The organism is Streptomyces sp. NPDC046716 (genome assembly GCF_040645755.1).
Classification (GTDB): domain Bacteria; phylum Actinomycetota; class Actinomycetes; order Streptomycetales; family Streptomycetaceae; genus Streptomyces.
On the sequence record NZ_JBEYYU010000034.1, the window covers coordinates 52,469 to 78,909 of the forward strand.

At 71.7% G+C, this 26,441-nt stretch carries 26 protein-coding genes; 21 read left to right on the forward strand and 5 right to left on the reverse strand.

Annotated elements, in window-relative coordinates; genetic code table 11:
• Nucleotides 1-4 precede the first annotated feature (4 nt).
• The 4 genes from ABZ930_RS24590 to ABZ930_RS24605 all read left to right on the forward strand — a co-directional run bounded on the left by ABZ930_RS24590 (nt 5) and on the right by ABZ930_RS24605 (nt 4,250).
• Complete coding sequence (locus ABZ930_RS24590) at nt 5-1,237, forward strand: dipeptide ABC transporter ATP-binding protein (protein ID WP_361551445.1); 1,233 nt, start codon at nt 5-7, stop codon at nt 1,235-1,237.
• Between the two features lie 147 nt (nt 1,238-1,384).
• Complete coding sequence (locus tag ABZ930_RS24595) at nt 1,385-2,056, forward strand: trimeric intracellular cation channel family protein (protein WP_361551448.1); 672 nt, start codon at nt 1,385-1,387, stop codon at nt 2,054-2,056.
• Between the two features lie 63 nt (nt 2,057-2,119).
• The gene (locus ABZ930_RS24600) at nt 2,120-3,004 is read left to right on the forward strand and encodes a thioesterase family protein (RefSeq protein WP_361551451.1); all 885 of its coding nucleotides are present in this window, start codon (nt 2,120-2,122) and stop codon (nt 3,002-3,004) included.
• 271 nt (nt 3,005-3,275) lie between these two features.
• A complete protein-coding gene (locus tag ABZ930_RS24605; RefSeq protein ID WP_361551454.1) occupies nt 3,276-4,250 on the forward strand; it encodes a YafY family protein in 975 nt (324 codons plus the stop codon).
• On the opposite strand, the gene ABZ930_RS24610 is transcribed toward ABZ930_RS24605, so the two are convergent.
• Both ABZ930_RS24610 and ABZ930_RS24615 read right to left on the reverse strand, forming a co-directional pair.
• Complete coding sequence (locus tag ABZ930_RS24610; protein ID WP_361551457.1) at nt 4,210-5,061, reverse strand: alpha/beta hydrolase; 852 nt, start codon at nt 5,059-5,061, stop codon at nt 4,210-4,212. The two genes, ABZ930_RS24605 and ABZ930_RS24610, sit on opposite strands and share 41 nt — an antisense overlap.
• A gap of 18 nt (nt 5,062-5,079) precedes the next feature.
• The gene (locus ABZ930_RS24615; RefSeq protein WP_361551460.1) at nt 5,080-5,703 is read right to left on the reverse strand and encodes a TetR family transcriptional regulator; all 624 of its coding nucleotides are present in this window, start codon (nt 5,701-5,703) and stop codon (nt 5,080-5,082) included.
• Nucleotides 5,704-5,803: 100 nt separating this feature from the next.
• Between ABZ930_RS24615 and ABZ930_RS24620 the strand changes: the two genes are divergently transcribed.
• The 3 genes from ABZ930_RS24620 (at nt 5,804) to ABZ930_RS24630 (ending at nt 7,524) form a co-directional block, all read left to right on the forward strand.
• Entirely contained in the window at nt 5,804-5,959 is a 156-nt protein-coding gene (locus tag ABZ930_RS24620; RefSeq protein ID WP_361551462.1) for a hypothetical protein, read from the forward strand.
• A 31-nt stretch (nt 5,960-5,990) separates the two neighbouring features.
• Nucleotides 5,991-6,272: a DUF4190 domain-containing protein gene (locus ABZ930_RS24625; protein ID WP_361551465.1), complete on the forward strand. Its 282-nt coding sequence runs from the start codon at nt 5,991-5,993 to the stop codon at nt 6,270-6,272.
• A gap of 82 nt (nt 6,273-6,354) precedes the next feature.
• Entirely contained in the window at nt 6,355-7,524 is a 1,170-nt protein-coding gene (locus tag ABZ930_RS24630; RefSeq protein WP_361551468.1) for a cysteine desulfurase family protein, read from the forward strand.
• 4 nt (nt 7,525-7,528) lie between these two features.
• Here ABZ930_RS24630 and ABZ930_RS24635 read toward each other — a convergent pair whose 3' ends face one another.
• Nucleotides 7,529-8,236 (reverse strand): peptidoglycan recognition family protein, encoded by a 708-nt coding sequence (locus ABZ930_RS24635; RefSeq protein ID WP_361551471.1) that lies wholly within the window; start codon nt 8,234-8,236, stop codon nt 7,529-7,531.
• 89 nt (nt 8,237-8,325) lie between these two features.
• Between ABZ930_RS24635 and mnmA the strand changes: the two genes are divergently transcribed.
• Nucleotides 8,326-9,474 (forward strand): tRNA 2-thiouridine(34) synthase MnmA, encoded by a 1,149-nt coding sequence (gene mnmA / locus ABZ930_RS24640; protein ID WP_361551474.1) that lies wholly within the window; start codon nt 8,326-8,328, stop codon nt 9,472-9,474.
• Here the strand turns inward: mnmA and ABZ930_RS24645 are convergent.
• A complete protein-coding gene (locus ABZ930_RS24645) occupies nt 9,471-9,887 on the reverse strand; it encodes a hypothetical protein (RefSeq protein ID WP_361551477.1) in 417 nt (138 codons plus the stop codon). The genes mnmA and ABZ930_RS24645 overlap by 4 nt on opposite strands.
• Before the next feature lie 85 nt (nt 9,888-9,972).
• A complete protein-coding gene (locus ABZ930_RS24650; protein ID WP_361551479.1) occupies nt 9,973-10,302 on the reverse strand; it encodes a DUF427 domain-containing protein in 330 nt (109 codons plus the stop codon).
• Nucleotides 10,303-10,366: 64 nt separating this feature from the next.
• Between ABZ930_RS24650 and ABZ930_RS24655 the strand changes: the two genes are divergently transcribed.
• The 13 genes from ABZ930_RS24655 (at nt 10,367) to ABZ930_RS24715 (ending at nt 26,273) form a co-directional block, all read left to right on the forward strand.
• Complete coding sequence (locus ABZ930_RS24655; RefSeq protein WP_361551482.1) at nt 10,367-10,912, forward strand: TIGR00730 family Rossman fold protein; 546 nt, start codon at nt 10,367-10,369, stop codon at nt 10,910-10,912.
• 27 nt (nt 10,913-10,939) lie between these two features.
• Nucleotides 10,940-11,638, forward strand: a complete 699-nt coding sequence (locus ABZ930_RS24660; RefSeq protein WP_361551485.1) for an SDR family oxidoreductase — start codon at nt 10,940-10,942, stop codon at nt 11,636-11,638.
• Nucleotides 11,639-11,675: 37 nt separating this feature from the next.
• On the forward strand, nt 11,676-12,683 hold the full coding sequence (locus tag ABZ930_RS24665; RefSeq protein ID WP_361551488.1) for a methionine synthase: 1,008 nt from the start codon (nt 11,676-11,678) through the stop codon (nt 12,681-12,683).
• A 32-nt stretch (nt 12,684-12,715) separates the two neighbouring features.
• Complete coding sequence (ligA, locus tag ABZ930_RS24670; RefSeq protein ID WP_361551491.1) at nt 12,716-14,932, forward strand: NAD-dependent DNA ligase LigA; 2,217 nt, start codon at nt 12,716-12,718, stop codon at nt 14,930-14,932.
• Between the two features lie 228 nt (nt 14,933-15,160).
• On the forward strand, nt 15,161-17,587 hold the full coding sequence (locus tag ABZ930_RS24675) for a bifunctional diguanylate cyclase/phosphodiesterase (RefSeq protein WP_361551494.1): 2,427 nt from the start codon (nt 15,161-15,163) through the stop codon (nt 17,585-17,587).
• A 207-nt stretch (nt 17,588-17,794) separates the two neighbouring features.
• Nucleotides 17,795-18,091: an Asp-tRNA(Asn)/Glu-tRNA(Gln) amidotransferase subunit GatC gene (gene gatC, locus ABZ930_RS24680; RefSeq protein ID WP_018531282.1), complete on the forward strand. Its 297-nt coding sequence runs from the start codon at nt 17,795-17,797 to the stop codon at nt 18,089-18,091.
• Nucleotides 18,092-18,097: 6 nt separating this feature from the next.
• Complete coding sequence (gatA, locus tag ABZ930_RS24685) at nt 18,098-19,597, forward strand: Asp-tRNA(Asn)/Glu-tRNA(Gln) amidotransferase subunit GatA (RefSeq protein WP_361551497.1); 1,500 nt, start codon at nt 18,098-18,100, stop codon at nt 19,595-19,597.
• 5 nt (nt 19,598-19,602) lie between these two features.
• Nucleotides 19,603-19,836 carry a hypothetical protein gene (locus tag ABZ930_RS24690; RefSeq protein ID WP_207827847.1) on the forward strand — a complete coding sequence of 78 codons (234 nt, stop codon included), beginning with the start codon at nt 19,603-19,605 and terminating at the stop codon, nt 19,834-19,836.
• Between the two features lie 16 nt (nt 19,837-19,852).
• Complete coding sequence (gene gatB, locus ABZ930_RS24695) at nt 19,853-21,367, forward strand: Asp-tRNA(Asn)/Glu-tRNA(Gln) amidotransferase subunit GatB (RefSeq protein WP_361551500.1); 1,515 nt, start codon at nt 19,853-19,855, stop codon at nt 21,365-21,367.
• 77 nt (nt 21,368-21,444) lie between these two features.
• Nucleotides 21,445-22,716 (forward strand): SLC13 family permease, encoded by a 1,272-nt coding sequence (locus ABZ930_RS24700; RefSeq protein WP_361551503.1) that lies wholly within the window; start codon nt 21,445-21,447, stop codon nt 22,714-22,716.
• A 170-nt stretch (nt 22,717-22,886) separates the two neighbouring features.
• Nucleotides 22,887-25,106: an MMPL family transporter gene (locus ABZ930_RS24705; RefSeq protein WP_361551506.1), complete on the forward strand. Its 2,220-nt coding sequence runs from the start codon at nt 22,887-22,889 to the stop codon at nt 25,104-25,106.
• Nucleotides 25,084-25,653 (forward strand): GNAT family protein, encoded by a 570-nt coding sequence (locus tag ABZ930_RS24710; RefSeq protein ID WP_361551509.1) that lies wholly within the window; start codon nt 25,084-25,086, stop codon nt 25,651-25,653. The genes ABZ930_RS24705 and ABZ930_RS24710 overlap by 23 nt, the downstream gene beginning before the upstream one ends.
• 35 nt (nt 25,654-25,688) lie before the next feature.
• Nucleotides 25,689-26,273, forward strand: a complete 585-nt coding sequence (locus tag ABZ930_RS24715; RefSeq protein WP_361551512.1) for a hypothetical protein — start codon at nt 25,689-25,691, stop codon at nt 26,271-26,273.
• The last annotated feature ends 168 nt before the right edge of the window (nt 26,274-26,441 follow it).

The following is a 26,441-nucleotide window of genomic DNA, read 5'->3' on the forward strand; positions in this document are numbered from 1 at the left end:
CGAGATGACGATCCCCCAGCAGGCGGCCGACTCTCCCCAGACTCCCCAGACCTCTGCGGACCCGGCACCGGGCGAGCCGCTGCTCAAGGTCGAGAACCTGGTCAAGCACTTCCCGATCAAGAAGGGCCTGCTCAAGCGGCAGGTCGCCGCCGTGCAGGCGGTCGACGGGCTGACCTTCGACGTGCGCGCGGGGGAGACCCTGGGCGTCGTCGGCGAGTCCGGCTGCGGCAAGTCGACGATGGGCCGGCTCATCACGCGGCTGCTCGAACCGACCGGCGGCCGCGTCGAGTTCGAGGGCAAGGACATCACGCACCTGGGCACCAGCGGCATGCGTCCGCTGCGCCGCGACGTGCAGATGATCTTCCAGGACCCGTACTCCTCGCTGAACCCGCGCCACAACATCGGCACGATCGTCGGCGCCCCGTACAAGCTCCAGGGCGTCAAGCCCGAGGGCGGCGTGCGCAAGGCGGTCCAGGACCTCCTGGAGCGGGTCGGGCTCAACCCCGAGCACTACAACCGCTACCCGCACGAGTTCTCCGGCGGCCAGCGCCAGCGCATCGGTATCGCCCGCGCGCTCGCCCTGCGCCCGAAGCTGGTCGTGGCGGACGAGCCGGTCTCGGCGCTCGACGTGTCGATCCAGGCCCAGGTGGTGAACCTCCTGGAGGACCTCCAGGACGAGTTCGGCCTGACGTACGTGATCATCGCGCACGACCTCTCGGTCATCCGGCACGTCTCGGACCGGATCGCGGTGATGTACCTCGGCAAGATCGTGGAGCTGGCGGACCGCGACGATCTCTACTCGACGCCGATGCACCCGTACACCAAGGCGCTGCTCTCCGCCGTGCCGGTGCCGGACCCCAAGCGGCGCGGGGTGAAGAGCGAGCGGATCCTGCTGCGCGGCGATGTGCCGTCGCCGATCGACCCGCCCAAGGGGTGCCGCTTCCACACGCGGTGCTGGAAGGCGACGGAGCTGTGCGCGACGCAGGAGCCTCCGCTGCTCCAGCTCGCGTCCGGGCACCAGGTGGCCTGCCATCACCCGGAGAACGCCCCCGACCAGGCGCCCGAGGACACGACGCTGCTCTCGGTGGCCAAGGAGGCGATCGATGTCGTGACGGTGCCGGCGCCTGCCGACGCCGTCACCGCCCCGGAGGAGCCCGTCGCGGAGGAGCCCGCCTCGGAGGAGCCCGTCGCGGAGCCGGAGGCCCCGAAGGCTCCGGAAGCCCCGGAGGGCAAGTAGGGGATGGTTCGCTCGTGACCGGCCGCGGCTCTCGTCGTGGCCGGTCACGCGGTTCGGGGCGGCGGTCGGACGACCTGTTCGACACGTGGCTGCTCGCGACGGGCAAGCCGACGCCGTAGGCGCGGACACGGCAGGTAAAAATATCGGGTGATCCAGGAACTGTTCACCCCCTCCGTCCAGCACTGGCTCGACCTCGTCGGCATCTTCGTGTTCGCCATCTCCGGCGCCCTGATGGCCGTACGCAAGAACTGGGACGTCTTCGGCATCGGCGCCCTGGCCGAGGTCACCGCGCTGGGCGGAGGGCTGTTCCGCGATCTGGTCATCGGGGCCGTGCCGCCGGCCGCCTTCACCGACCTCGGCTACTTCATCACCCCGCTGTTCGCCGCCGCCCTCGTGTTCGTGCTGCACCCCGAGGTCGAACGCACCCAGACCGCGGTGAACGTCTTCGACGCGGCCGGCCTCGGCCTGTTCTGCGTCACGGGCACCACCAAGGCGTACGACTACGGGCTCGGCCTCACCTCGTCCGCGGTGCTCGGCCTGGCCACGGCGGTCGGCGGCGGGGTGCTGCGCGACATCATCGCCAACGAGGTGCCGTCGCTGGTGCGCTGGGACCGCGACCTGTACGCCGTCCCCGCGATCGTCGGCGCCGTCATCGTCGTGCTCTGCATCCGCTTCGACTCCCTCAACGGACTCACCAGCGGGGTCGCCGTGCTGACCGCCTTCATCCTGCGGCTGCTCGCGATGCGCTACCACTGGCGGGCGCCGCGGGCCTGGAACCGCAGGTCCGCGGCGGTGGAGGTGCCGGAGGAGACACCGTGAAGGTGATCGTGAGGCCGGTCTCTAAAGCTACCGCTTAGTAATGAGCTGTCGTACGCTTCCTGCATGGCAGACGCAGCATCCCCGCAGGCACCCACCGGCACGGCCACGATCGGCGACAGCGAGTTCGACCGCGACACCGCCGTCACGCGCCGCGATCCCGCCGTCCCCGGGGTCTACGACATCGAGCTGTCCGCCGGCTGGACGATCATCAACGCCGTCAACGGCGGCTACCTGCTCGCCGTGCTGGGCCGCGCGCTCGCCGACACCCTGCCGCACGCCGACCCGTTCACGATCTCGGCGCACTATCTGACGGCCTCCACGCCCGGCCCCGCGGTGATCCGCACGGACGTGGCCCGCACCGGCCGCACCCTCTCCACCGGCCAGGCCTCCCTCTTCCAGTACGCGGAGGACGGCACCGAGGTCGAGCGGATCCGCGTCCTCGCCTCGTACGGCGACCTGGACGCGCTCCCCGGCGACGTCCGCACCAGCGCCAAGCCGCCCGCCATCCCGCCGATCGAGCAGTGCTTCGGCGCCGCCGACGCGCCCGAGGACGGCCCGCGCATCCCGGGCAGCTCGGCCATCACCGACCGGCTCGCCGTGAAGCTGGACCCGGCGACCCTGGGCTGGGCCCTCGGCGCCCCGTCCGGCAAGGGCGAGATGCGGGCCTGGTTCGGCCTGGCCGACGGCCGTGACGCGGACCCCCTCTCCCTGCTGCTCACCGTGGACGCGCTGCCGCCGACCGCCTTCGAGATGGGCCTCAAGGGCTGGGTGCCGACCGTCGAACTGACCGTCCACATCCGCTGCCGCCCGGCCCCCGGCCCGCTCCGGGTCTCGATCACCACCCGCAACCTCGCGGGGGGCTTCCTGGAGGAGGACGCCGAGATCTGGGACACGCAGGACCGCCTCGTGGCCCAGTCACGACAGCTGGCCCGAGCCCGCCTGAGCTAGCCGCGCGGGGTGCGTTGTCGGGCGCGGCTCCGGTGGCGGCTGGTCGCGCAGTTCCCCGCGCCCCTGAGATGCGCACTTCGTGCGCCATCTCATCAGAGGCGCGCGAAGCGCAGCCTCAGGGGAGGCTGCGCGTCAGCGCATGCCTCAGGGGCGCGGGGAACTGCGCGACCAGCCCCCACCGGCCGTCAGCCGAACGACGACGACCCCGAAGTGCCGCCCAACCTGACATCCCCGTCAACATTTCCGGCCCGGTCTACGGCACGCTGACCCCGTGAAGTCCGACCGCCTGCTCTCCATCCTCCTGCTCCTCCAGACCCGCGGCCGCGTCCCGGCCCACGAACTGGCCACCCGCCTGGAGGTCTCGGTCCGCACGATCTACCGGGACGTGGACGCCCTCTCCGCGTCCGGCGTCCCGGTCTACACGGAGCGCGGCCGCCACGGCGGCATCGCGCTCCTCCCCGGCTACCGCACCGACGTCACCGGCCTGACCGCCGACGAGTCCCGCGCCCTGTTCATCCTGGCGTCCCAGGGCGCCCACACCGCCCTGGGACTCGACGAGGCCCTGGGCTCCGCGCTGCGCAAAGTCATGGCGGCGCTGCCCGAACCACACCGCCCGGCCGCCGAGTTGACCAGCAGACGCATCCTCGTGGAGTCGTCGCGCTGGATGGGCCCGCCGCCGCGCGAGGTCGACGTCAGCGCCCTCCAGGACGCGGTGTTCGCCGACCGTCGCCTGCGGATCCGCTATCGCCACAGCGGCACCGACACACCCCGCACCTACACCGTCGACCCGTACGGTCTCGTCTCCAAGGCGGGCGTCTGGTACCTGGTGGCCGACCGCCGGGCGGTGCCCCGCCTCTTCCGCGCCGACCGCACCCACTCGGTGACCGTCACGGACGCACCCGTCGAGCGCCGCCCGGGCGTCGAACTCGCCGACGCCTGGGCCGTGCTGAAGCGCCAGGTGGAGGACAGGCCCGGCGGCATCGAGGTCACCGCCCGCGTCCACCGCAGCCGCTACGACCTCTTCCTGCGGATGGCGGGCGGCTCCCTGATCGAGCGCCCCGAGGACGACGCGGGGGAGTGGATCACGGTCCGGCTCGGCTACGGCGTACTGGGCGCGACCCGCATGCTCCTGCCGTTCGCCGGGCACCTGGAAGTGCTCGAACCCCCGCAGGTGCGCGAAGAGTTGGCCCGGTGCGCGGCCGAGATCACGCGTCTCTACGCAGGAACTCCAGCAGAGCGGCGGTGAGTTCGGCCGGAGCGTCCTCCTGTACGAGGTGTCCGGCCCCCTCGATGATCCGCAGTTCGGCGCCCGGGATCAGATCGGCCAGCTCCCGCCCGCGGTCCACCGGGATCCAGGTGTCCTCGGCGCCCCAGCACACCAGGACGGGCAGGTCCAACTCCGGGTAACGGCCCTGGATGTCGTCCGTGAACCGCTGGTCGTTCTGCTCGATCTGCCGGTAGAAGGCGTCCCTGCCGGTCCCGGTCACCCAGGGCGCGATCAGCCGCGCGTGGGTGTCGGGGTGCAGGCCGGGATGGCTGCACGAGCTGATGTAGCGGTGCACGAGCGCTTCGTGCAGCTCGTCCGGCAACTGCCGGAAGACGTCGCCGTGTTCGGCGAACAGGCGGTACGTGGGTGAGCCCCAGGGCGCGAGCGCCACCGGGTCCACCAGCGCGAGCCGGGAGTAGGCGGCCCCGTGCAGCAGGTGTGCCCGCAGCGCGACGGCGCCGCCGAAGTCGTGGGCGACGACGGCGGGCGCCCGGCCACCGGAGCCCAGGCCCCAGTGGTCGAGCAGTTCGGTGAGGACGCGGGCCTGGCTGTCGAGGTCGACGCGCTGCCCGGGGCGCATCTCCGAGTCGCCGTAGCCGGGCAGGTCCCAGACGTGGACACGGAACCGGGAGGCGAGGGCCCGTGCGGGAGCACGCCAGACGTACGACGAGAACGGGGTGCCGTGGACGAGGACGACGGGCGGGGCGTCCGCGGCGCCGAGCACGCTCCAGCGGACCTCGCCGGACGAGCCGATGAAGCCGCGGTCGAGTTTCCAGTCGGCTGCTGTCATGACCGTAAGGCTAGTTGCTCATGACGGGTCCAGCCAGTGTCTGCGCCCGAGACTCACCAGCCGCAACTGCCGCTCCGCGAGCGTCGCCGCGCCGGGGAACTCCGCCGGGGGCGTGGTGAGGAAGGCGGCGGCCGCCATCATCATGTGGTCCACGTACAGCCCGGCCAGCATCAGCAGGTCCTCCTCGCTCCAGCCGGCCGACTCCGGGTCCCGGCGCAGAGCCGCCCGCACCTCCTCGGCGAACTGCCCGAACTGCGCGGCGATCGCCTCGCGCACCGCCTGCACCCCGCCGTGCCGCTCACGCGCGATGAACCGCACATGGGCCGGATGGGCGCGCACGTGCGCCGCGATCAACTCGACCGTGCGCGCGATGCGTTCGTCGCTGTCCCAGGTCGCCGTCAGCAGCTCCGAGACGACCGCGTGCAGGCTGCCGACCGCCTCCTCGACCAAGGCGGCGCCGAGGTCGGCGAGGGAGTCGAAGTGCCGGTAGAACGCGGTCGGCGCCACGCCCACGGCCCGCGTCACCTCGCGCAGGCCCAGGCTGCTGAGGCTCTGCTCCTCCAGCAGCTCCAGCGCCGCGTCGAGCAGCGCCTGCCGGGTCTTCTGTTTCTGCGCCTGACGGCTGCCGAGAGTGTGACTCATGTCATCCAGTTAACAACTGTTCTCCGTAATTGGACACCCGTGTGCGGCGCTAGACTCGTCAGTCAGTGAACAGTTGTAACCCAACTCTGAGAGGTTTCCCGTGCTGTTCCTCGTAGCGGCCCTTCTGCTCCTGGGCTTCGCCCTCGGCACCGTCGCCCACGCACCGCTGTCCTTCACGCTCGTGGCCGCCGCCGTCATCGGCGTCTGGCTGACCGTCTTCGCCGTGCGCGAGCGCGGCCGCCGTCACCAGCACTGAGCACGCACCAGTCGAAACAGGGGGTACCACCATGCAACTCACCGCAGAGGCGCCGACCCGGACCCGGTCCGTCGGGCGCCGTGACACCGACGGGATGGCCGTCGCCTCGTTCGTCCTCGGCCTCGTCGGCCTGCTCGTCATGAACGTCTTCCTCGGCCCCGTCGCGATCGTCCTCGCGGGCCTCGCCCTGTGGCGCGGCACCACGCGGCGCGGCCGGGCCCTGCTCGGTCTCGGCCTCGGCGTCGCCGACCTCGTCGTGCTCGGCGCCCTCATCGCGGCCGACGGCACGTTCTCCTGGAGCATCACGGGCTGAAGGCCCTGGTGGGCCGCGCGTGGGAACGGGACCCCATGCGGCGGCCGAAGGGCTCCGGCGGGCTCGTAGAATCGTGCCCACCATGGCTTACCTCGACCACGCCGCGACCACCCCGATGCTTCCGGAGGCGGTCGAGGTGCTGACCGCCCAGCTCGCCGTCACCGGCAACGCCTCGTCCCTGCACGCCGCCGGACGCCGCGCCCGCCGCACGGTCGAGGAGTCCCGCGAGACCCTCGCCGAGTCGCTCGGCGCCCGCCCCAGCGAGGTCGTGTTCACCTCGGGCGGCACCGAGGCCGACAACCTCGCCGTCAAGGGCCTGTACTGGGCCCGCCGCGCCGCCGACCCGGCCCGCACCCGCGTCCTGTCCAGCCCGGTCGAGCACCACGCCGTCCTCGACGCCGTGCACTGGCTCGCCGAGCACGAGGGCGCCACCGTCGAGTACCTCCCCGTCGACGCGCACGGCCGTGTCCACGCCGACGCGCTCCGCGACGCGATCGAGCGCAACCCGGACGACGTCGCCCTGGCCACCGTCATGTGGGCCAACAACGAGATCGGCACGATCCAGCCCGTGCGCGAACTCGCGGACGTGGCTCGGGAGTTCGACATTCCGCTGCACGCCGACGCGGTCCAGGCCTACGGCCAGATCCCGGTCGACTTCGCGGCCTCGGGACTCGCGGCGATGACCGTGTCGGGCCACAAGATCGGCGGCCCGTACGGCATCGGCGCGCTGCTTCTCGGGCGCGAGTACACCCCCGTCCCCGTCCTGCACGGCGGCGGTCAGGAGCGGCACGTCCGCTCCGGCACCCTCGACGTCCCCGCCATCGCCTCCTTCGCCACGGCCGGCCGCCTGGCGCACGAGCACCGCGACCGGTTCGCCCACGAGATCGGCGCCCTCAGGGACGACCTGGTCGCCGCGGTGCGCACCGCGGTCCCCGAGGCGATCCTCGGCGGCGACCCGGCCCCCGGCGGCCGCCTCCCCGCCAACGCCCACTTCACCTTCCCCGGCTGCGAGGGCGACTCGCTGCTCCTCCTCCTGGACGCCCAGGGCATCGAGTGCTCCACGGGCTCGGCCTGCACGGCGGGCATCGCCCAGCCCAGCCACGTCCTCCTCGCGACCGGCACCGACCCCGACCTGGCCCGGGGCACGCTCCGCTTCTCGCTCGGCCACACGTCGACGAGGGCCGACGTCGAGGCGGTCGCGAAGGCGATCGGCCCGGCGGTGGACCGCGCCCGCACGGCCGGACTGACCTGAGCCGTCAGGCCTTCGCCGATCCGGGATGCTTGTCCGTCCGGGTCGGCCTGTTCGCCTTGTACGCCGCCCGTACGAGCTTCATGTACCGGTCCCAGTCCCAGTGGGGCCCCGGATCGGTGTGGTCGGTGCCCGGCACCTCCACGTGCCCGATGATGTGCTTGCGGTCCACGGGTATCCCGTACCGTCTGCAGATCCCCGCGGTCAGCTTCGCGGAGGCCGCGTACATCGCGTCGGTGAAGTCCTCGGGCCGGTCCACGAACCCTTCGTGCTCGATGCCGATGCTGCGCTGGTTGTAGTCCTTGTTCCCCGCGTGGAACGCGACGTCCAGCTCCCGGATCATCTGCGCGATGTGCCCGTCCTTGCGCACCACGTAGTGCGCCGACGCCCCGTGCCAGGGGTCCTTGAACACCTGCAGCGTGCCGCTGTAACTGCCCTGTGTGACATGGACGACGACCAGGTCGATCGGGTAGTCCGAGGGGCGGTCCGCCCGCCGCCAGTTCGCCGCGGCCGCCGCCACCCACTCCGCGCCCTTGAAGTCCACCTCGCCCGCGGTGCGCGGCTTGTCCACGCCGGGCATCTGCCACCACATCCGGGCCAGATCACCGCGTGCCAGTACGCCCACACCCACGGCCGACGCGACACCGCCGACGATCAAGGCCCGCCGGCTGACGCCCCGGTCGCGGTCCTTGCCGCCCGACCCCTGCTTCCCCACGCGACGCCCCCGTCCCACCTTTCGCGTACATGTTCCATAACGGATATCGGAGCGATTCGGTTCCCGGCTCCCCGTACTCTGTTAGTGCTATGACTTCCCAGACCCCGCATGCCGCGCAGCGCCCCGCCCAGGACCGTCCCCTCCGTGTTCTCGCCGCCATGTCCGGCGGAGTCGACTCCGCCGTCGCCGCGGCCCGTGCCGCGGAGGCCGGTCACGACGTGACAGGTGTCCACCTGGCCCTGTCGGCGAACCCGCAGTCGTTCCGCACCGGCGCCCGCGGCTGTTGCACCATCGAGGACTCCCGCGACGCGCGCCGCGCGGCGGACGTCATCGGCATCCCGTTCTACGTCTGGGACCTCGCCGACCGCTTCCGCGAGGACGTCGTGGAGGACTTCGTCGCCGAGTACGAGGCCGGGCGCACCCCGAACCCCTGCCTGCGCTGCAACGAGAAGATCAAGTTCGCCGCGCTGCTCGACAAGGCGCTCGCCCTCGGCTTCGACGCGGTCGCCACCGGCCACTACGCCCAGGTCCTGGTCAACGACGCGGGCGACCGCGAGCTGCACCGCGCGACCGACATGGCCAAGGACCAGAGCTACGTGCTGGGCGTCCTGGACGACCGCCAGCTCGCCCACGCCATGTTCCCGCTCGGCGACACCGAGACGACGAAGGACGAGATCCGCGCGGAGGCCGAGCGCCGCGGCCTCGCCGTCGCCAAGAAGCCCGACTCCCACGACATCTGCTTCATCGCCGACGGCGACACCCAGGGCTTCCTGGCCTCCCGCCTCGGCAAGGCGGAGGGCGACATCGTCGACGAGTCGGGCGCCAAGCTCGGCACCCACGAGGGCGCCTACGGCTACACCATCGGCCAGCGCAAGGGCCTGCGCATCGGCACCCCCGCCCCCGACGGCAAGCCCCGCTACGTCCTGGACATCTCCCCGGTGGACAACACGGTGACGGTGGGCCCGGCGGCCGCCCTCGACGTGTCCGCCCTGACCGCGATCAAGCCCCGCTGGTGCGGCGCGGCCCCCACGGGCCCGGGCACCTACACGGCCCAGCTCCGCGCCCACGGCGGCGAGACCGAGGTGACCGCGGAGCTGGTCGACGACGAACTGCGGGTCTCGTTCGACGAGCCGGTGCGCGGCGTCGCGCCCGGCCAGGCGATCGTGCTCTACGCCGGCACCCGCGTGGTCGGCTCGGCGACCATCGCCACCACCGACCGGGCCACGGCGACCGCCTAACCCCGCCCTGCCAGATAGTGGTGGAGCACCCCGGTCAGCTCGGTGCTCCACTGCGTCGCCAGGGAGCGGCGTCGCGCCCGGACCCGGCACTCGTAGACCGGGCCGTCCGTCATCACCGCGGTCACGTACAGGCCGTCCGGCACGGGCTGGAACCGCACCGTGCGCACGTACGCCCACGGCAGGTCGATGGAGTGCGGCCCCTGCTCGAAGTGGACGCCGTCGGAGTCGACCACCAGGCCGTTGCGCTCGTCGGCGGCGATGAACTCCGGGCCCGGCGCCGCGCCGGGACCCACCGCCGGGGGCACGGACGGCGGCGGGGGGAACGCGGGCGGATGCGCGGGCGGCGGCGGGACGGACGGTGGCGGGCCGAAGCCGCCCGTGGGAACGCCCTGCTGCCCGTCTCCGTGCGTCATGACCGCCTCGCTCCTCGCCTCGCGCCGTGTACCTGCCGTGGCCCCGTGTCCTTGTATTCGACCACGGCCCCGGCGAGCGGTTCGGCTAGGCGTCGACCACCTGGGTCTCGTAGAAGCACAAGTGGTCCTTGATGGCGGCCACCTCCGCCTTCGGCGCGGCGTACCCCCACACCAGGTCAGGCGCACCGGGCAGCGACCAGTAGGCGGCGTCGCCCTTGAAGGGGCAGTGCGTCGTCGTGTCCGAGGGCGTCAGCAGATCGGTGCGCACGTCCTCCGGAGGGATGTAGTACCGCACGGGACAACCCGTCTCCCGCAGCACCAGGGGCCGCGTCGTCTCGGCGAGGACCTGCCCGTCATGGACGGCCCGCACCCGCACCGAACCCTGCTCGATCGTGATCTTGTGTCCACCAGTCATGAGTGTGTCAGCGCTCACAGCGGCCGGGTTCTTCCCGTTTCGGGCGGCCCGTACCGTAGGCCCCATGAACATCTGCGTCTTCCTCTCCGCCGCCGACCTCGACGACCGCTACACCCGCCCCGCCCGCGAATTCGCCGAGCTGCTCGGCAAGGGCGGCCACACGCTCGTGTGGGGCGGCAGCGAGAGCGGGCTGATGAAGGTCGTCGCCGACGGGGTGCACGCGAGCGGCGGGGGACTGGTCGGGGTGTCCGTGGAGTTCCTCGCCGCCAAGGCCCGCGTCGTGACCGCGCCCGACGAGATGGTGATCGCCGCCGACCTCGCCGAGCGCAAGCGACTGCTCATGGAGAAGGCCGACGCCGTCGTGGTCATGGTGGGCGGCACCGGGACGCTCGACGAGGCCACCGAGATCCTCGAACTGAAGAAGCACGGCAAGACCGACAAGCCCATCGTGCTGCTCAACTCGGCCGGGTTCTACGACGGCCTGAAGGAGCAGTTCCGGCGCATGGAGGACGAGGGATTCCTGCCGATCCCCCTCACCGACCTGGTGTTCTTCGCCGAGGAGCCGGTCGGCGCGCTCGCGTACCTGGAGGAGTCCCTCGGCCAGCAGTAGTTCCGGCGGTAGTGCGAGCATGGCGCCATGACCAGCACTGCCACTCATCTGATCACCGGCGCCGGTTCCGGCATCGGCGCCGCCGTCGCCCGCCGTCTGCACGCGCGCGGGGACGATCTCGTCCTCCACGCGCGTGACGCGGGCCGCGCCAAGGAACTCGCCGCCGAGTTCCCCGGCGCCCGCACCCTCGTCGGCGACCTGGCCGACCCGGACCGGCTGTCGTGGGCGTTCTCCCACCAGTCGCTGCCCGACCGGGTCGACTCGCTGCTGCACATCGCCGGCGTCGTCGACCTGGGCCCGGTGGGCGAGCTGACCCCGAAGACCTGGCGCCACCAGCTCAACGTCAACCTCGTCGCCCCCGCCGAGCTGACCCGCCACTTCCTGCCCCAACTCCGGCTCGCCCAGGGCCACGTGGTCTTCGTGAACTCCGGCGCCGGCCTCAACGCGCACGCCGACTGGTCCGCGTACGCCGCCTCCAAGCACGGCCTGAAGGCGCTCGCCGACTCGCTGCGCCAGGAGGAGCACGGCAACGGCGTACGGGTCACGTCCGTCTACCCCGGCCGCACCGCCAGCCCCATGCAGGCCAAGGTGCACCAGCAGGAGGGCAAGGAGTACGACGCGGCCCGCTGGATCGACCCCGAGTCGATGGCCACCACCATCGTCATGGCCCTGGACCTGCCCCGCGACGCCGAGGTGAACGACCTGACGGTCCGCCCGGGCCGCTGACGACCGGGCTCCCGGCCCCGTTACGTACTCTTCCTGGGTGAGTGAAAAGAGCGACTTCAAGTGGGGCCCGGCGACCGGCGTCGGGTCGATGCCCGGCGGTGACGCCCGGGAGGCCGCCAAGACCGTCACCGGCAGCTTCGAGGACTTCCCGTTCCTCGCCGAGCTGCCCGCGCGCGGGCCGGGTGCCGACATGATCGGCAGGACCGCGGGGCTCCTCGTCGACCTGTACGCGCGCGTGGAGCCCAGCGGCTGGCGGATCGGCGACCGGCCCGGACGCGACACCAAGCGCGCCCGGTCGTGGCTGGGCGAGGACCTCGACGCGCTGGAGGAGTTCACCCAGGGCTACGAGGGACCGCTCAAGGTGCAGGCCGTCGGACCGTGGACCCTCGCCGCAGCCCTGGAGCTGCGCAACGGCGAGGCCGCGCTCTCCGACCCGGGCGCCTGCCGCGACCTCGCGGGCTCGCTCGCCGAGGGCCTGCGCACCCACCTCGCCGACCTGCGCCGCCGCGTCCCCGGCGCCCACCTCGTGCTCCAGCTCGACGAGCCCTCCCTCATCGCCGTCCTGCGCGGACAGGTCAAGACCGCGAGCGAGTACCGCACCCACCGCGCCGTCGACCGACAGGTCGTGGAGAGCACCCTGCGCGACGTCCTCGCCGTGCACACCGAGGGGCCCACCGTCGTCCACTCCTGCGCCCCCGACGTCCCGTTCGCGTTGCTGCGCCGGGCCGGCGCCGGCGCGGTCTCCTTCGACTTCTCGCTCCTCACCGAGCGTGACGACGAGGCGATCGGTGAGGCCGTCGAGGGAGGCACCAAGCTGTTCGCCGGTGTCGTGCCCGGCGTGGACGCCCGATTGTCGGACCCTGCCGGTAGCGTCATGGGGGTCAGGACGCTGTGGCGCAGGCTGGGGCTGAATCCGGGGTCGCTCGCGGAGTCGGTCGTGGTCACCCCGTCGTGCGGCCTCGCGGGCGCGTCGCCCGCGTACGCCCGCGCGGCGCTCGCCCACTGCGCCCGGGCGGCGAGATCACTCGCGGACAACCCTGAGTGACCGGGGACGAAGGTAAACGGGAGGACGAGAAGGTGGCTGCCGCAAGCGCTGGAAAGAAGGCGGAGACCGAGAGCTCCGTGCCCGCGACGGCGCGGGACGAGCACGCCCGGCTGGCCGAGCAGATCGAAGAGCACCGCTTCCGGTACTACGTGAAGGACGCGCCGGTCGTCTCCGACGCCGAGTTCGACAAGCTGCTGCGCTCCCTCGAAGCCCTCGAGGAGCAGTACACCGAGCTGCGCACCCCCGACTCGCCGACCCAGAAGGTCGCGGGCAACTACGCCACGGAGTTCACGTCCGTGGAGCACCGCGAGCGCATGCTCTCGCTCGACAACGCCTTCGACGACCTGGAGTTGGCGGCCTGGGCCGAGCGCGTCCACAAGGACGTCGGCGCGTCCGGCTATCACTTCCTGTGCGAGCTGAAGATCGACGGCCTCGCGGTCAACCTGACGTACGAGCAGGGGCGCCTGACCCGCGCGGCCACCCGCGGCGACGGCCGCGTCGGCGAGGACATCACGCCCAACGTCCGCACGATCGCCGAGATCCCCGACCGCCTCCAGGGCGAGCGCATCCCGGACCTCGTCGAGATCCGCGGCGAGGTCTTCTTCCCGATGGAGAAGTTCGAGGAGCTGAACGCCCGGCTGGTCGAGTCCGGCGACAAGCCCTTCGCCAACCCGCGCAACGCGGCGGCGGGTTCACTCCGCCAGAAGGACCCCCGGGTCACCGCGACCCGCCCGCTGCGCATGGTCGTGCACGGCATCGGCGCCCGCGAGGGCTTCGACATCGCCCGTCTGTCGGAGGCGTACGACCTGCTGCGCGAGTGGGGCCTGCCCACCGCGAAGCACAACAGAGTGGTCGACGACCTCGACGGCGTACGGGAGTTCATCGCGTACTTCGGGGAGAACCGGCACTCGGTCGAGCACGAGATCGACGGCGCCGTCGTCAAGCTGGACGAGATCCCGCTCCAGGGCCGGCTCGGCTCCACCGCGCGCGCCCCGCGCTGGGCCATCGCCTGGAAGTTCCCGCCCGAAGAGGTCAACACCAAGCTGGTCAACATCCGCGTCGGCGTGGGCCGCACCGGCCGCGTCACCCCGTACGCGCAGGTCGAGCCGGTGACGGTGGCGGGCTCCGAGGTCGAGTTCGCGACGCTGCACAACCAGGAGATCGTCAAGAAGAAGGGCGTGCTCATCGGGGACACCGTCGTCATCCGCAAGGCCGGTGACGTCATCCCCGAGATCCTGGGCCCGGTCGTCGACCTGCGCGACGGCAGCGAGTACGAGTTCGTGATGCCCGCCGAATGCCCCGAGTGCGGCACGCCGCTGCGGGCCATGAAGGAGGGCGACATCGACCTGCGGTGTCCCAACGCCCGCACCTGCCCCGCCCAGTTGCGCGAGCGGCTGTTCTATCTGGGCGGCCGCCAGTGCCTGGACATCGAGAACTTCGGGGCGGTCGCCGCCGCCGCGCTCACCGCCCCGCTGGAGCCCGCCGAGCCGCCGCTGACCGACGAGGGCGACCTGTTCGACCTCACCATCGAGCAGCTGCTGCCCATCAAGGCCTACGTCCTGGACCCCGACAGCGGTCTGCCCAAGCGGGACCCGAAGAGCGGCGAGGACAAGGTCGTCACCGTCTTCGCCAACCAGAAGGGCGAGCCCCGGAAGAACGCGGTGTCGATGCTGGAGAACATCGCCGCGGCCAAGGACCGCCCGCTCGCCCGCGTCATCAACGGCCTCTCCATCCGGCACGTCGGTCCCGTCGCGGCCGAGGCGCTGGCCCGCGAGTTCCGCTCCGTCGACCGCATCGATCAGGCCACAGAGGAGGAGCTGGCGGCCACCGACGGCGTAGGCGGAATCATCGCCGCCTCCGTGAAGCAGTGGTTCGCCGAGGACTGGCATCGGGAGATTCTGCGGAAATGGCGTGATGCCGGTGTGCGCATGGAGGAGGAGGGGGCCGGTGAGGACGAGGGCCCGCGCCCGCTCGAAGGCCTCACCGTCGTCGTCACCGGCACCCTGCAGAACTTCACCCGGGACGGCGCGAAGGACGCCCTGCAGAGCAGAGGCGCCAAGGTGACAGGTTCCGTTTCCAAGAAGACGTCCTTTGTCGTTGTCGGGGACAACCCGGGATCCAAATACGACAAGGCCATGCAGGTGAAGGTTCCGGTTCTGGACGAGGACGGCTTCGTCGTGCTGCTCGACCAAGGCCCCGACGCCGCCGCCGAACTGGCGCTTCCCGCCGAGGAACCGACTGAGCAGTAGCGGTTGAAGGCCACCCGTTCAGCGCATATCAGATGCATACGGGTGGCCGGGTCGCATTCGGGTATCCACGGCCGGGCGCGTCCGTCTGGTGCCCGTGGAAGCCTTCTGCGGCCTACTGTTGAGGGTGTGCGCCTGCCGTGTCCTGCTGCGGATGGGGCAACCTCCGCTCCACAGAAGTCAGGGAGCGGGCTGCGGACATGAGCACCGCCGGCTGTGAGAGGGACGGGAATGGAACCGACCGAGAGCGCCGCCCCGGACTCACGGCTGCGCCCGCGCCGGCGACTGCGGCGCGGCACGGCCCGACGCCCCGGCGAGGGCGGCGGAGACAGCGACAGCGGTCACGGGGAGAGCGAACGCGGTGGTGTGGTGAACTGGCGCAACTGGTGGCGTGAGAGAGGGCTGGGTCTCGTCCGGCCCGCCGCGACCCGGACCCGGGCCGCCCGGGTGGCCTTCGGCGTCCAGAGCCCGCCGGGCGCGGAGCCCCAGGGCGCCGTCCTGCGGACCGAGGGCACGGTCGTCCTGCCCGCCGAGCGGCACCCCGCTCTGACCGCCGGCGGTCACGTCGGCGTGGCCACCCCCGCCAGCAACCACCACGGCGGACCGGGCGACGGTTCCCGGGCGACGGCGCTGCCGCTGCTGCCCGGCGCGGTCGTCGCGCTCGCCGCCGTGGTCCTGGCCGCCGGGTTCTACCGGGCGTTCACCGGCGACCACGCGCTCTTCCCGTCCGGCGTCGTCGGCTGGTCCCTCGCGATCCTCACCGGCATCATCGTCGGCCATCTGGTCGCCCTCGGCCGCGACCGCTGGTGGGGCGGCACCGGCTCCGGCGGAGCCCTCACCCTCGCCGTCCTGCTGCTCTACGGCTGGGTGCCCGCCGGGATGGTCAGCCTCACCGTGGTCGTGCTCGTCGGCGCCGCCCGCAGACACCGCTGGCGTCAGGGCGTGCTGCACGGCGCGATCGACATCCTCGGCATCGGGGCGGGCGCCCTGGTCCTGGCCGCGTTCGGCCGCGTACCGTCCGTCGAGACCCCGTGGAAGCCGGAGACCTGGAACGTCTTCACGGCGCCCGAGATCGCCCTGGTGGCGGCCTCGTACCTGCTGGTCACCCGGCTCCTGCTCTACTACGTGCACGCGCCGCGCGCCTCCGGCCTGCCCAAGGTCGACCGCACCGCGCTGGTCCGGCAGGGCCTGGTGGGCGTCGCGCTGCTCGGCATCGCACCGCTGATCTGCGTCGTCGCCATCGCGCTGCCCGTGCTGCTGCCGCTGTTCTCGATCCCGCTGATCGCGCTCGACTCCACGCTCTGGATCGCCCGCGCCCGCGCCGAGGAGCAGCTGCGCGACCCGCTCACCGGACTGCCCAACCGCCAGTGGCTCCTTGAGCGCACCTGGACCGCGCTCGACGACGCCGAGCGGATCGGCGCCCGCAGCGCGCTCCTGCTGATCGACCTCGACCGGTTCCGCTCGGTGAACGACACGCTCGGCCACCTCGCCGGTGACCGGCTCCTGCTGCAGATCGCGGACCGGCTCAAGGCCGCACTGCCGCGCGGTGCGGAGGCCGCGCGGCTGGGCGGGGACGAGTTCGCCGTGCTGCTGCCGGTCGCCGACTCGACGACGTCGGCGTCCCGGGTGGCCCGCGCTCTGGTCGCCGCCCTCGGCTCGCCGCTCGACCTCGACGGGCTCACGCTGGTCCTCGAAGCCAGCGCCGGCCTCGCCGTCTTCCCCGACCACGCCCTCGACGCCGAGGGCCTGCTGCGCCGCGCCGACGTCGCGATGTACCAGGCCAAGCGGGACCGCACGGGCGTCGAGGTCTACGAGTCGAAGCGGGACTCCAACACCCCCGACCGGCTCGGTCTGCTGGGCGATCTACGGCGCGCGCTCGACGCGGGCGACGTGGAGCTGCACTACCAGCCGAAGGTGCGTTTCGACGGCCAGGTGGCCGGGCTCGAAGCGCTGGTGCGGTGGGTGCATCCCGAGCGAGGGAAGGTTCCGCCTGACGAGTTCATCGCCATCGCCGAGTCCTCCGGTCTGATGCCGCACCTGACCGAGTACGTCCTGGAGACCGCGCTGGCCCAGGTCGCCCGCTGGCGCGCCCAGGGGCTGTACGTGCCCGTCGCGGTGAACGTGTCACCGCGCGACGTGCACACCCCCGGCTTCGCGGGCGCGGTCGCCGCGCGGCTGGCCCGGCACGGGGTCCCGGCCGGGTCGCTCCAGCTGGAGATAACGGAACACGTGCTGCTCGAGGACCCGCAGCGCGCCGCCGACACCCTGGCCGGGCTGACCGGGCACGGGGTGAAGATGTCGCTCGACGACTTCGGCACCGGGTACTCCTCGCTCGTGCATCTGCGGCGGCTGCCGGTCAGCGAGCTGAAGATCGACCGGTCCTTCGTGGCCCGTCTCGCGGTGGACAACGAGGACGCGGAGATCGTGCGCTGCACCGTCGACCTGGCGCACTCGCTCGGGCTGCTCGTCGTCGCCGAGGGCGTGGAGGACGACGAGACGTGGGAGCGGCTCCGGGATCTGGGGTGCGACGCGGTGCAGGGGTGGCTCGTCGCCGCCGCGATGCCGCCCGACGAGACCACCGCGTGGCTCCGGGCCCGGGGGGACCGGGGGTGGCAGCGGGCCGCCACCGTGGCGCTGCCGGGTGCCGATGAGGCCTGATCGGTTGTCGTTCGGCTGACGGCCGGTGGCCTCTTCTCGCGCAGTTCCCCGCGCCCCTGAAGCGAGCGGAGCTCGCCCTTCAGGGGCGCGGGGAACCGCGCGACCAGCCACGACGAGAGCCGCGCTGGATATCCGTTTACCAGGCACACCCCGGGCACCCATAGGATTGAGCCCAAACCACACACACTCACCCCAGAGGATCGCTGCATGCCTGGCATCACGCGCGAGGAGGTCGCCCACCTCGCCCGGCTGGCGCGTCTGGAGCTGAAGCCCGAAGAGCTCGACCACTTCGCAGGCCAGCTCGACGACATCATCGGCGCGGTCGCCCGCGTCAGCGAGGTCGCCGACCAAGACGTACCGCCGACCTCCCACCCGCTGCCGCTGACGAACGTCATGCGCGCGGACGAGGTCCGTCCGTCGCTCACCCCCGAGCAGGCGCTCTCCGGCGCCCCGGCCCAGGAGCAGCAGCGTTTCAAGGTGCCGCAGATCCTGGGGGAGGACTAAACAGCCATGACGGACATCAACATCATCAAGCTCACCGCCGCCGAGATCGCCGCGAAGATCGCTTCCGGTGAGCTCACGGCCGTCGAGGTCACCGAGGCCCACCTGGCCCGGATCGGGGCCGTCGACGAGAAGGTGCACGCCTTCCTGCACGTCGACCGCGAGGGCGCGCTGAAGCAGGCCGCCGCCGTGGACGCCAAGCGTGCCGCGGGCGAGAAGCTGGGCCCGCTGGCCGGCGTCCCGCTCGCGCTGAAGGACATCTTCACCACCGAGGGGATCCCGACCACGGTCGGCTCCAAGATCCTCGAGGGCTGGATCCCGCCGTACGACGCCACGCTGGTCAAGAAGCTGAAGGCCGCCGACGTCGTGGTCCTCGGCAAGACCAACATGGACGAGTTCGCCATGGGGTCCTCCACCGAGAACAGCGCGTACGGGCCGACGGGCAACCCGTGGGACCTGACCCGCATCCCCGGCGGCTCCGGCGGCGGCTCCTCGGCCGCGCTCGCCGCGTACGAGGCCCCGCTGGCCATCGGCACGGACACCGGCGGTTCCATCCGCCAGCCCGCCGCCGTCACCGGCACCGTCGGCGTGAAGCCCACGTACGGCGGCGTCTCCCGCTTCGGCATGGTCGCGTTCTCGTCCTCCCTCGACCAGGGCGGGCCCTGCGCCCGCACGGTCCTGGACGCGGCGCTGCTGCACGAGGCGATCGCCGGTCACGACCCGCTCGACTCCACGTCCATCGACGCCCCGGTCCCGCCGGTCGTCGAGGCCGCGCGCAACGGCTCGGTGCGGGGCATGCGCGTCGGCATCGTCAAGCAGTTCCGCGGCGAGGGCTACCAGGCCGGCGTCGTGCAGCGCTTCGACGAGTCCGTCGAGCTGCTGAAGTCGCTCGGCGCCGAGATCGTCGAGCTGGACTGCCCGTCGTTCGACCTGGCGCTGTCCGCGTACTACCTGATCGCCCCGTCGGAGTGCTCCTCGAACCTCGCCCGGTTCGACGCCATGCGGTACGGCCTGCGGGTCGGCGACGACGGCACGCACTCCGCCGAGGAGGTCACCGCGCTGACCCGCGAGGCCGGCTTCGGCGACGAGGTCAAGCGCCGCATCATCCTGGGCACGTACGCGCTGAGCTCCGGCTACTACGACGCGTACTACGGCAGTGCCCAGAAGGTCCGCACCCTCATCACCCGCGAGTTCGAGGCGGCCTTCGAGTCCGTGGACGTCATCGTCTCCCCGACGACGCCGACCACCGCGTTCCCGATCGGCGAGCGCGCCGACGACCCGATGGCGATGTACCTCGCGGACCTGTGCACCATCCCGACCAACCTGGCCGGCAACTCCGCCATGTCGCTGCCCTGCGGCCTCGCGCCGGAGGACGGACTGCCGGTCGGCCTGCAGATCATCGCCCCCGCCATGAAGGACGACCGGCTGTACAAGGTCGGCGCGGCCGTCGAGGCCGCCTTCGTGGAAAAGTGGGGGCACCCGCTGCTTGAGGAGGCTCCGTCGCTGTGAGTGCCATGGCAAAGAAGGCCAAGAACTTCAAGAAGTCCAAGACCGGCGTGTACGTGTCGGCCGCCAGCACCGCCTTCGGCGCGATCAGCGTCGCGAAGCAGGCGCGGATGGCCAAGAACGACAACGACACGCTGCGGCTGATCGACGCCGCCGTGTCCGCCGCCGCCATCGTTACCGGCCTGGCGATCCTCTACCGGGAGCTCAAGCGCCTGGGCGACGACGACGTCCTGCTGGGCTGAGAGGGAAAGTTTCACCGTGACTGCCACGACTGACCTGGTGTCGTACGAGGAAGCCCTCGCGGCGTACGACCCCGTCATGGGCCTCGAGGTCCATGTCGAACTCGGCACGAAGACGAAGATGTTCTGCGGCTGCTCCACCGAGCTGAAGCAGGACGCCAACAGTCAGACCTGCCCGACCTGTCTCGGTCTGCCCGGCGCGCTGCCGGTCGTGAACGAGATCGGCGTCGAGTCGGCCATCAAGATCGGCCTCGCGCTGCACTGCGAGATCGCCGAATGGTGCCGTTTCGCCCGGAAGAACTACTTCTATCCGGACATGCCGAAGAACTTCCAGACCTCCCAGTACGACGAGCCCATCGCCTTCAACGGCTACCTCGACGTACAGCTGGAGGACGGCGAGGTCTTCCGCGTGGAGATCGAGCGCGCCCACATGGAGGAGGACACCGGCAAGTCGACGCACGTCGGCGGTGCCACCGGCCGCATCCAGGGCGCCTCGCACTCGCTGCTCGACTACAACCGCGCCGGCATCCCGCTCATCGAGATCGTCACCAAGCCCATCGAGGGCGCGGGCGAGCGGGCCCCCGAGGTCGCCAAGGCGTACGTCGCCGAGCTGCGCGAGGTCATCAAGGCGCTCGACGTCTCCGAGGCCCGCATGGACAAGGGCCAGATGCGCTGCGACGTGAACCTGTCGCTGCGTCCGCACGGGCGCGAGGAGTTCGGTACGCGCTCGGAGACGAAGAACGTCAACTCGCTCCGTTCCGTGGAGCGTGCGGCGCGCTTCGAGATCCAGCGCCACGCGGCCGTCCTGAACTCGGGCGGCACCATCGTGCAGGAGACCCGTCACTTCCACGAGGAGGACGGCTCCACCACGTCGGGCCGCATCAAGGACAACGCCGAGGACTACCGGTACTTCCCGGAGCCCGACCTGGTCCCGGTCGCCCCGTCCCGCGAGTGGGTCGAGGCCCTGCGGTCCGAGCTGCCCGAGCTGCCGCTCGCGCAGCGCAACCGGCTGATCGAGGAGTGGGCGATCAGCGCCCACGACATGCAGTCGATCCGCAACGCCGGCGCCATCGGCCCGATCGTCGCGACGATCAACGCCGGTGCCGACTCGACCTCCGCCCGCAAGTGGTGGATGGGCGAGCTGGCGCGCAACGCCAACGAGCAGGGCGTCGAGCTCGGCGAACTGCCCATCACGCCCGAGTACGTGGCCCGGGTGTCGGAGCTGGTCGCCAAGGGCGACCTCAACGACAAGCTGGCCCGCCAGGTCATCGACGGCGTCCTCAAGGGCGAGGGCACCCCGGACGAGGTCGTCGAGAAGCGCGGCCTGAAGGTCGTCTCGGACGAGGGCGCGCTCAACACGGCCGTGGACGAGGCGATCGCGGGCAACGCCGGCATCGTCGCCAAGATCCAGTCCGGCAAGGTCGCCGCCGCCGGAGCCCTCGTGGGCGCCGTCATGAAGGCGACCCGGGGTCAGGCCGACGCGGCCCGCGTCAAGGAACTGATCCTGGAGAAGCTGGGCGTCAGCGAGGGCTGAGTTCCCTTTTTTGAGGAGGGGCTGGATATATCCAGCCCCTCCGGCGTTTGAGGAGCGGGGGTCCGGGGCGGAGCCCCGTGGAACGGAGCAGCACTCTGAGCACGACGTCGGCCGAGATCCTGGCCATCATTCTCCTGCTGGCCACACTGGCCTTCGCCGTACTCCGCCCCCGCAACCTGCCGGAGGCCGTCGCCGCCGTGCCCGCGGCCGGGATCGTCGTGCTCGTCGGCGCCGTAAGCCCCGACCACGCCTGGTCCGAGACCAAGGACCTGCTCCCCGTCGTCGGCTTCCTCGCCGCGATCCTGCTGCTCGCCCAGCTCTGCGCCGACGAGGGCCTGTTCAAGGCCGCCGGCGACGCCGTGGCCCGCGCCTGCCACGGCAGCCCATCCCGCATGCTCGGCGGTGTCTTCGCGGTCGCCGCGGGCGTCACCGCCGTACTGAGCCTGGACGCCACCGTCGTCCTGCTCACCCCGGTCGTCTTCGCCACGGCGGCCCGGATCGGCGCCCGCCCCCGCCCGCACGTCTACGCGAGCGCCCACCTGGCCAACTCCGCGTCGCTCCTGCTCCCGGTCTCCAACCTCACCAATCTGCTGGCCCTCACCGCGAGCGGCCTCACCTTCACCCGCTTCGCCGGGCTCATGGCGCTGCCCTGGCTGGTCGCGATCGGCGTCGAGTACCTGGTCTTCCGCCGCTACTTCGCCGCCGACCTGGCCGCCCCGGCGCACGCCCCGGACGAGGCGGAGCCGACCGGCGTCCCGGTGTTCACGCTGGTCGTGCTCGCGCTGACCCTCGCCGGGTTCGCCGTCACCTCCTTCGCCGGGATCGAGCCGGTGTGGGCCGCCCTCGCCGGCGCCGTCGTGCTCGGCGCGCGGGCCCTCGCCCGGCGCGACTCCACCCCGGGCGAGCTGCTGAAATCGGCGAACCTGCCGTTCTGCCTGTTCGTCCTCGCCCTCGGCATCGTCGTCAAGGCGCTCGTCGACAACGGGCTCGGCGACGTCATCGGCCACGTCCTGCCCGACGGCACCGGGCTGCCCGCGCTGCTCGCCGTCACCGCCGTCGCGGCGCTCCTCGCGAACCTGATCAACAACCTGCCCGCGACCCTCGCCCTGCTCCCGGTCGTCGCCCCGGCGGGACCGGGCCCGGTCCTGGCTGCGCTCATCGGCGTCAACGTCGGCCCCAATCTGACGTACGTCGGCTCGCTCGCCACCCTGCTGTGGCGGCGCATCGTGCACGCCCACGGCACCGAGCCCGAGCTGGGCGACTTCACCCGCCTCGGCCTGCTCACCGTCCCGGCGACGCTGCTGCTGTCCACCACGGCGCTGTGGGCGGGGCTCCAACTCCTCGGCTGAGCAGGGGCTGTGCACCAGTCCGACATCCTGTGAGTAAGGACACGAAAGAGACAAACGATCACGTTTGCCTGTAAGAGTGACTGGCCACTGCTCACGTGTTCTTTGCGGGCTCGTCCCTTCTGCGCGGCTGCTCCCCGGCAAAGATCCATGAACCACCGGGGAGCACGCCTGTGGCTACTCTCGCCCGCTGGTGCGTACGGCACCGGCTCGTCGTCCTCCTGCTGTGGCTCCTCGCCCTCGGCGGCACCAGTGCGGCCGCCGCCGTCGCCGGGTCCGCGTACTCGAACGACTACGAGGCACCGGGCACCGAATCCGGCCGCGCCACCCAGCTCCTCGACGAGAACTTCTCGGGGCTCGGCGGCGACAGCGACACCGTCGTCTGGCACATCGAGGGCTCGACCGTCCGGGCCGCCGACGTCGAGAAGACCATGAGCAACACGCTCGGGCAGCTCGCCGCCCTGCCCGGCGTCTCCTCCGTCGTCTCGCCGTACGGCAGCGGCGGCGCCGACCTGATCAGCGCCGACGGTCACACCGCGTACGCGACCGTCACCTTCGACGAGCAGGCCGACAACATCCCGGTCGCCCAGGCGCGGGCGGTCGTCGACACCGCCGAGGACGCCGAGACGCACGGACCCGACGGGCTCGAGGTGGAGCTCGGCGGCAGCGCCGTCGCCCTCACCGAGTCGACGTCGGCGCACCTGTCCGAGGTGATCGGCGTCGTGGTCGCCGCCGTGGTCCTCTTCCTCGCCTTCGGGTCCCTCGCCGCCGCCGCGCTGCCCATCGCCACCGCCCTGGTCAGCGTGGGCACCGCGTACGCCGGGATCGTGCTGCTCGGGCACGCCATGACCGTCGCCGACTTCGCGCCGATGCTCGGCATGCTGGTCGGGCTCGGCGTCGGCATCGACTACGCGCTGTTCATCGTGACCCGGCACCGCAGAGGCCTGAAGCGGGGGCTGCCCGTGGCGGTCGCCGCCGAACGGGCCGTGGCCACCACCGGCCGCGCCGTCGTCTTCGCGGGCGCGACCGTCTGCATCGCCCTGCTCGGCATGCTGCTGCTGAACCTCAGCTTCCTCAACGGCGTCGCCATCGCCGCCTCCGTCACCGTCCTGCTCACCGTCGCCGCCTCGGTGACGCTGCTGCCCGCGCTGCTCTCGTTCATCGGGACGCGCGCGCTGTCCCGGCGCGAGCGGCGCCGCCTCGCCGAGCACGGGCCCGAGCCGGAGCTGCCGACGGGGCTCGCCGCGCGCTGGGCCGCGTTCGTCGAGCGGCACCCCAAGCTGCTCGGCGGGATCGCGCTCGCCGTGATCACGGTCCTCGCGCTGCCCACCCTCTCCCTCCACCTCGGCACCTCCGACCAGGGCAACAACCCGAAGTCCGCGACGACCCGGCAGGCCTACGACCTGCTGGCCGACGGTTTCGGCCCAGGGGTCAACGGCCCGCTCACCCTCGTCACCGAGGTCGACGGCGCCCGGGACAAGGCCGCGGTCCAGGCGCTGGCCGGCGAGCTGCGGACCACCGAAGGCGTCGCGGCCGTCTCCCCGATCACGTACAACGGCGACGACTCCGCCGCGTACCTCACCGTCGTCCCCTCCTCCGCCCCGCAGTCGCGGGCGACCAGCGACCTCGTCGACGACCTGCGCACGGACGTCGTGCCGCGCTCCGGCCTCGACGTCCAGATCGGTGGCGTCACGGCCAGCTACGACGACTTCGCCGAGGTCATCGTCGGCAAGCTGCCGCTGTTCGTGGGCGCCGTGGTCGGACTCGGCTGCCTCCTGCTGCTGCTCGCCTTCCGGTCCATCGGCATCCCGCTGAAGGCGGCGGCCATGAACATCGCCGCCGTCTGCGCCGCCTTCGGCGTCGTGGTCGCGATCTTCCAGTGGGGCTGGGGGAGCGAACTGCTCGGACTCGGCGCGGCCGGCCCGATCGAGCCCTTCCTGCCCGTGATCATGGTGTCGGTCCTCTTCGGGCTCTCCATGGACTACCAGGTCTTCCTGGTCAGCCGGATGTACGAGGAATGGCTGGAGACCGGCGACAACCGGCGGGCCGTCCGGGTCGGCCTCGCCGAGACCAGCCGCGTGATCAACTCGGCCGCGGTGATCATGATCTCGGTCTTCCTGGCCTTCGTGCTCAGCGGCGACCGGGTGATCGCGATGTTCGGCATCGCGCTCGCGGTGGCCGTCGCCGTGGACGCCTTCATCCTGCGCACGCTGCTGGTGCCGGCCCTGATGCACCTGCTCGGCGGCGCCAACTGGTGGCTGCCCCGCTGGCTCGGCCGCGTCCTGCCCCGCATCAGCATCGAGCCGCCGGAGTGCCGCGCCGCCCATGAGAAGGTGACCCTGCCCGGACAGCGACAGGTGAAGGAGTCCGATGTACGCGATCCCGCTCGGTGACGAGGGCGCCGAACTGCGGCCCCTGGAGACCTGGCACGCCGAGGAGTTCCTGGCGAACCTGGAGCGTGGGCGGGAGTTCATCGGGCAGTTCATCCCGTTCGGCTCGCAGGCCACGGACGTGGACTCGGCGCGGAGCACCCTCCAGCGCTACACCGACATGCGGGCCGCGGACACGGGCTCGTACCACGGCATCTGGCTGGACGGCCGGCTGGTCGGCGGGGTGCTCACGCTCAACTTCGACGCCGCGACGGGCAATGCGGAGGTGGGCTGCTGGCTGGAGCCGGCGGCGACCGGCCGCGGGCTGATCACGCGCGCGATGCGCGTCCTGCTGGAGTGGATCGTCGAGGAGCGCGGCATCCACCGGGTGGAATGGGTGGCCGCGTCCGGGAACTCCGCGAGTCTGAAGGTGGCCGAGCGGCTCGGTTTCCGCAGGGACGGTGTGCGACGCGAGGCACATGAATGGCGCGGCGAACGCCATGACCTGGAGGTCTGGTCGCTGCTCGCCCCGGAGTGGCGCAGCGCACGCGACGCGCACAAGAAACGTTAAGAGACCTCTCAGACAGCGTCCGTACGGTGCGCAGCATGACTACGAAGACTGACGCGCAGCGCGATGCAGAGATCCGGGAGGAGGACGCCCCCTCCCAGGAGACCACCGACGCCACCGAGGCCGAGATCACCGAGGCCGGGGCCACTGAGGACGACGAGGCCGCCGAGGCGGCGGCCGAGGCCGAACTGGCGCGACTGGCCGAGGAGAACGCCGAGGCGGACCGTCCCTCCGGGGTCGGCCAGGGCGCCGCCGCCATCGTCTCCGTCGCCCTCGGCGTCGTCGCGATGAGCGGCAGCTGGCTCGGCACCATCGCCTCCGCCCGCGAATCCCTCATCGGCCAGCTCAACACCTCGCAGTCCGCCAGCGTCGCCACCCAGGTCTCCGAGGTCTACGGCGACTCCTGGCACGCCGCCGCCCTGGTCGGCGGCGTCATCTCCCTGATCGCCCTGCTCGTCGGCGCGTTCGTGCTGGTCAGGCCCGCCTTCGGGGTGCCCGGCCGACCGCAGGCGATCTGGATCAAGTCCGTGGCGTGGGCCGGTGTCTCGCTCGGTGTCCTGGGCCTGCTGCTCGCCATCGCCAAGTACTCGGACCTGCTCCTCGGGCTGCCCAAGACCAGCTGAGGCACCGACTAAGGCTTTTCTGAGGCGTCTAAGGACCTCAGGAGCCCGGATAAGGCATCCCGTCGCCCGGAGATGCGGCACTCTCCCGATGTGCCGCACCCCCCTGGGAACCGAGAGTTGAGGCATCGCGGAAGACACCGCGAGAGCCACACCGATCGTCACCAGGGA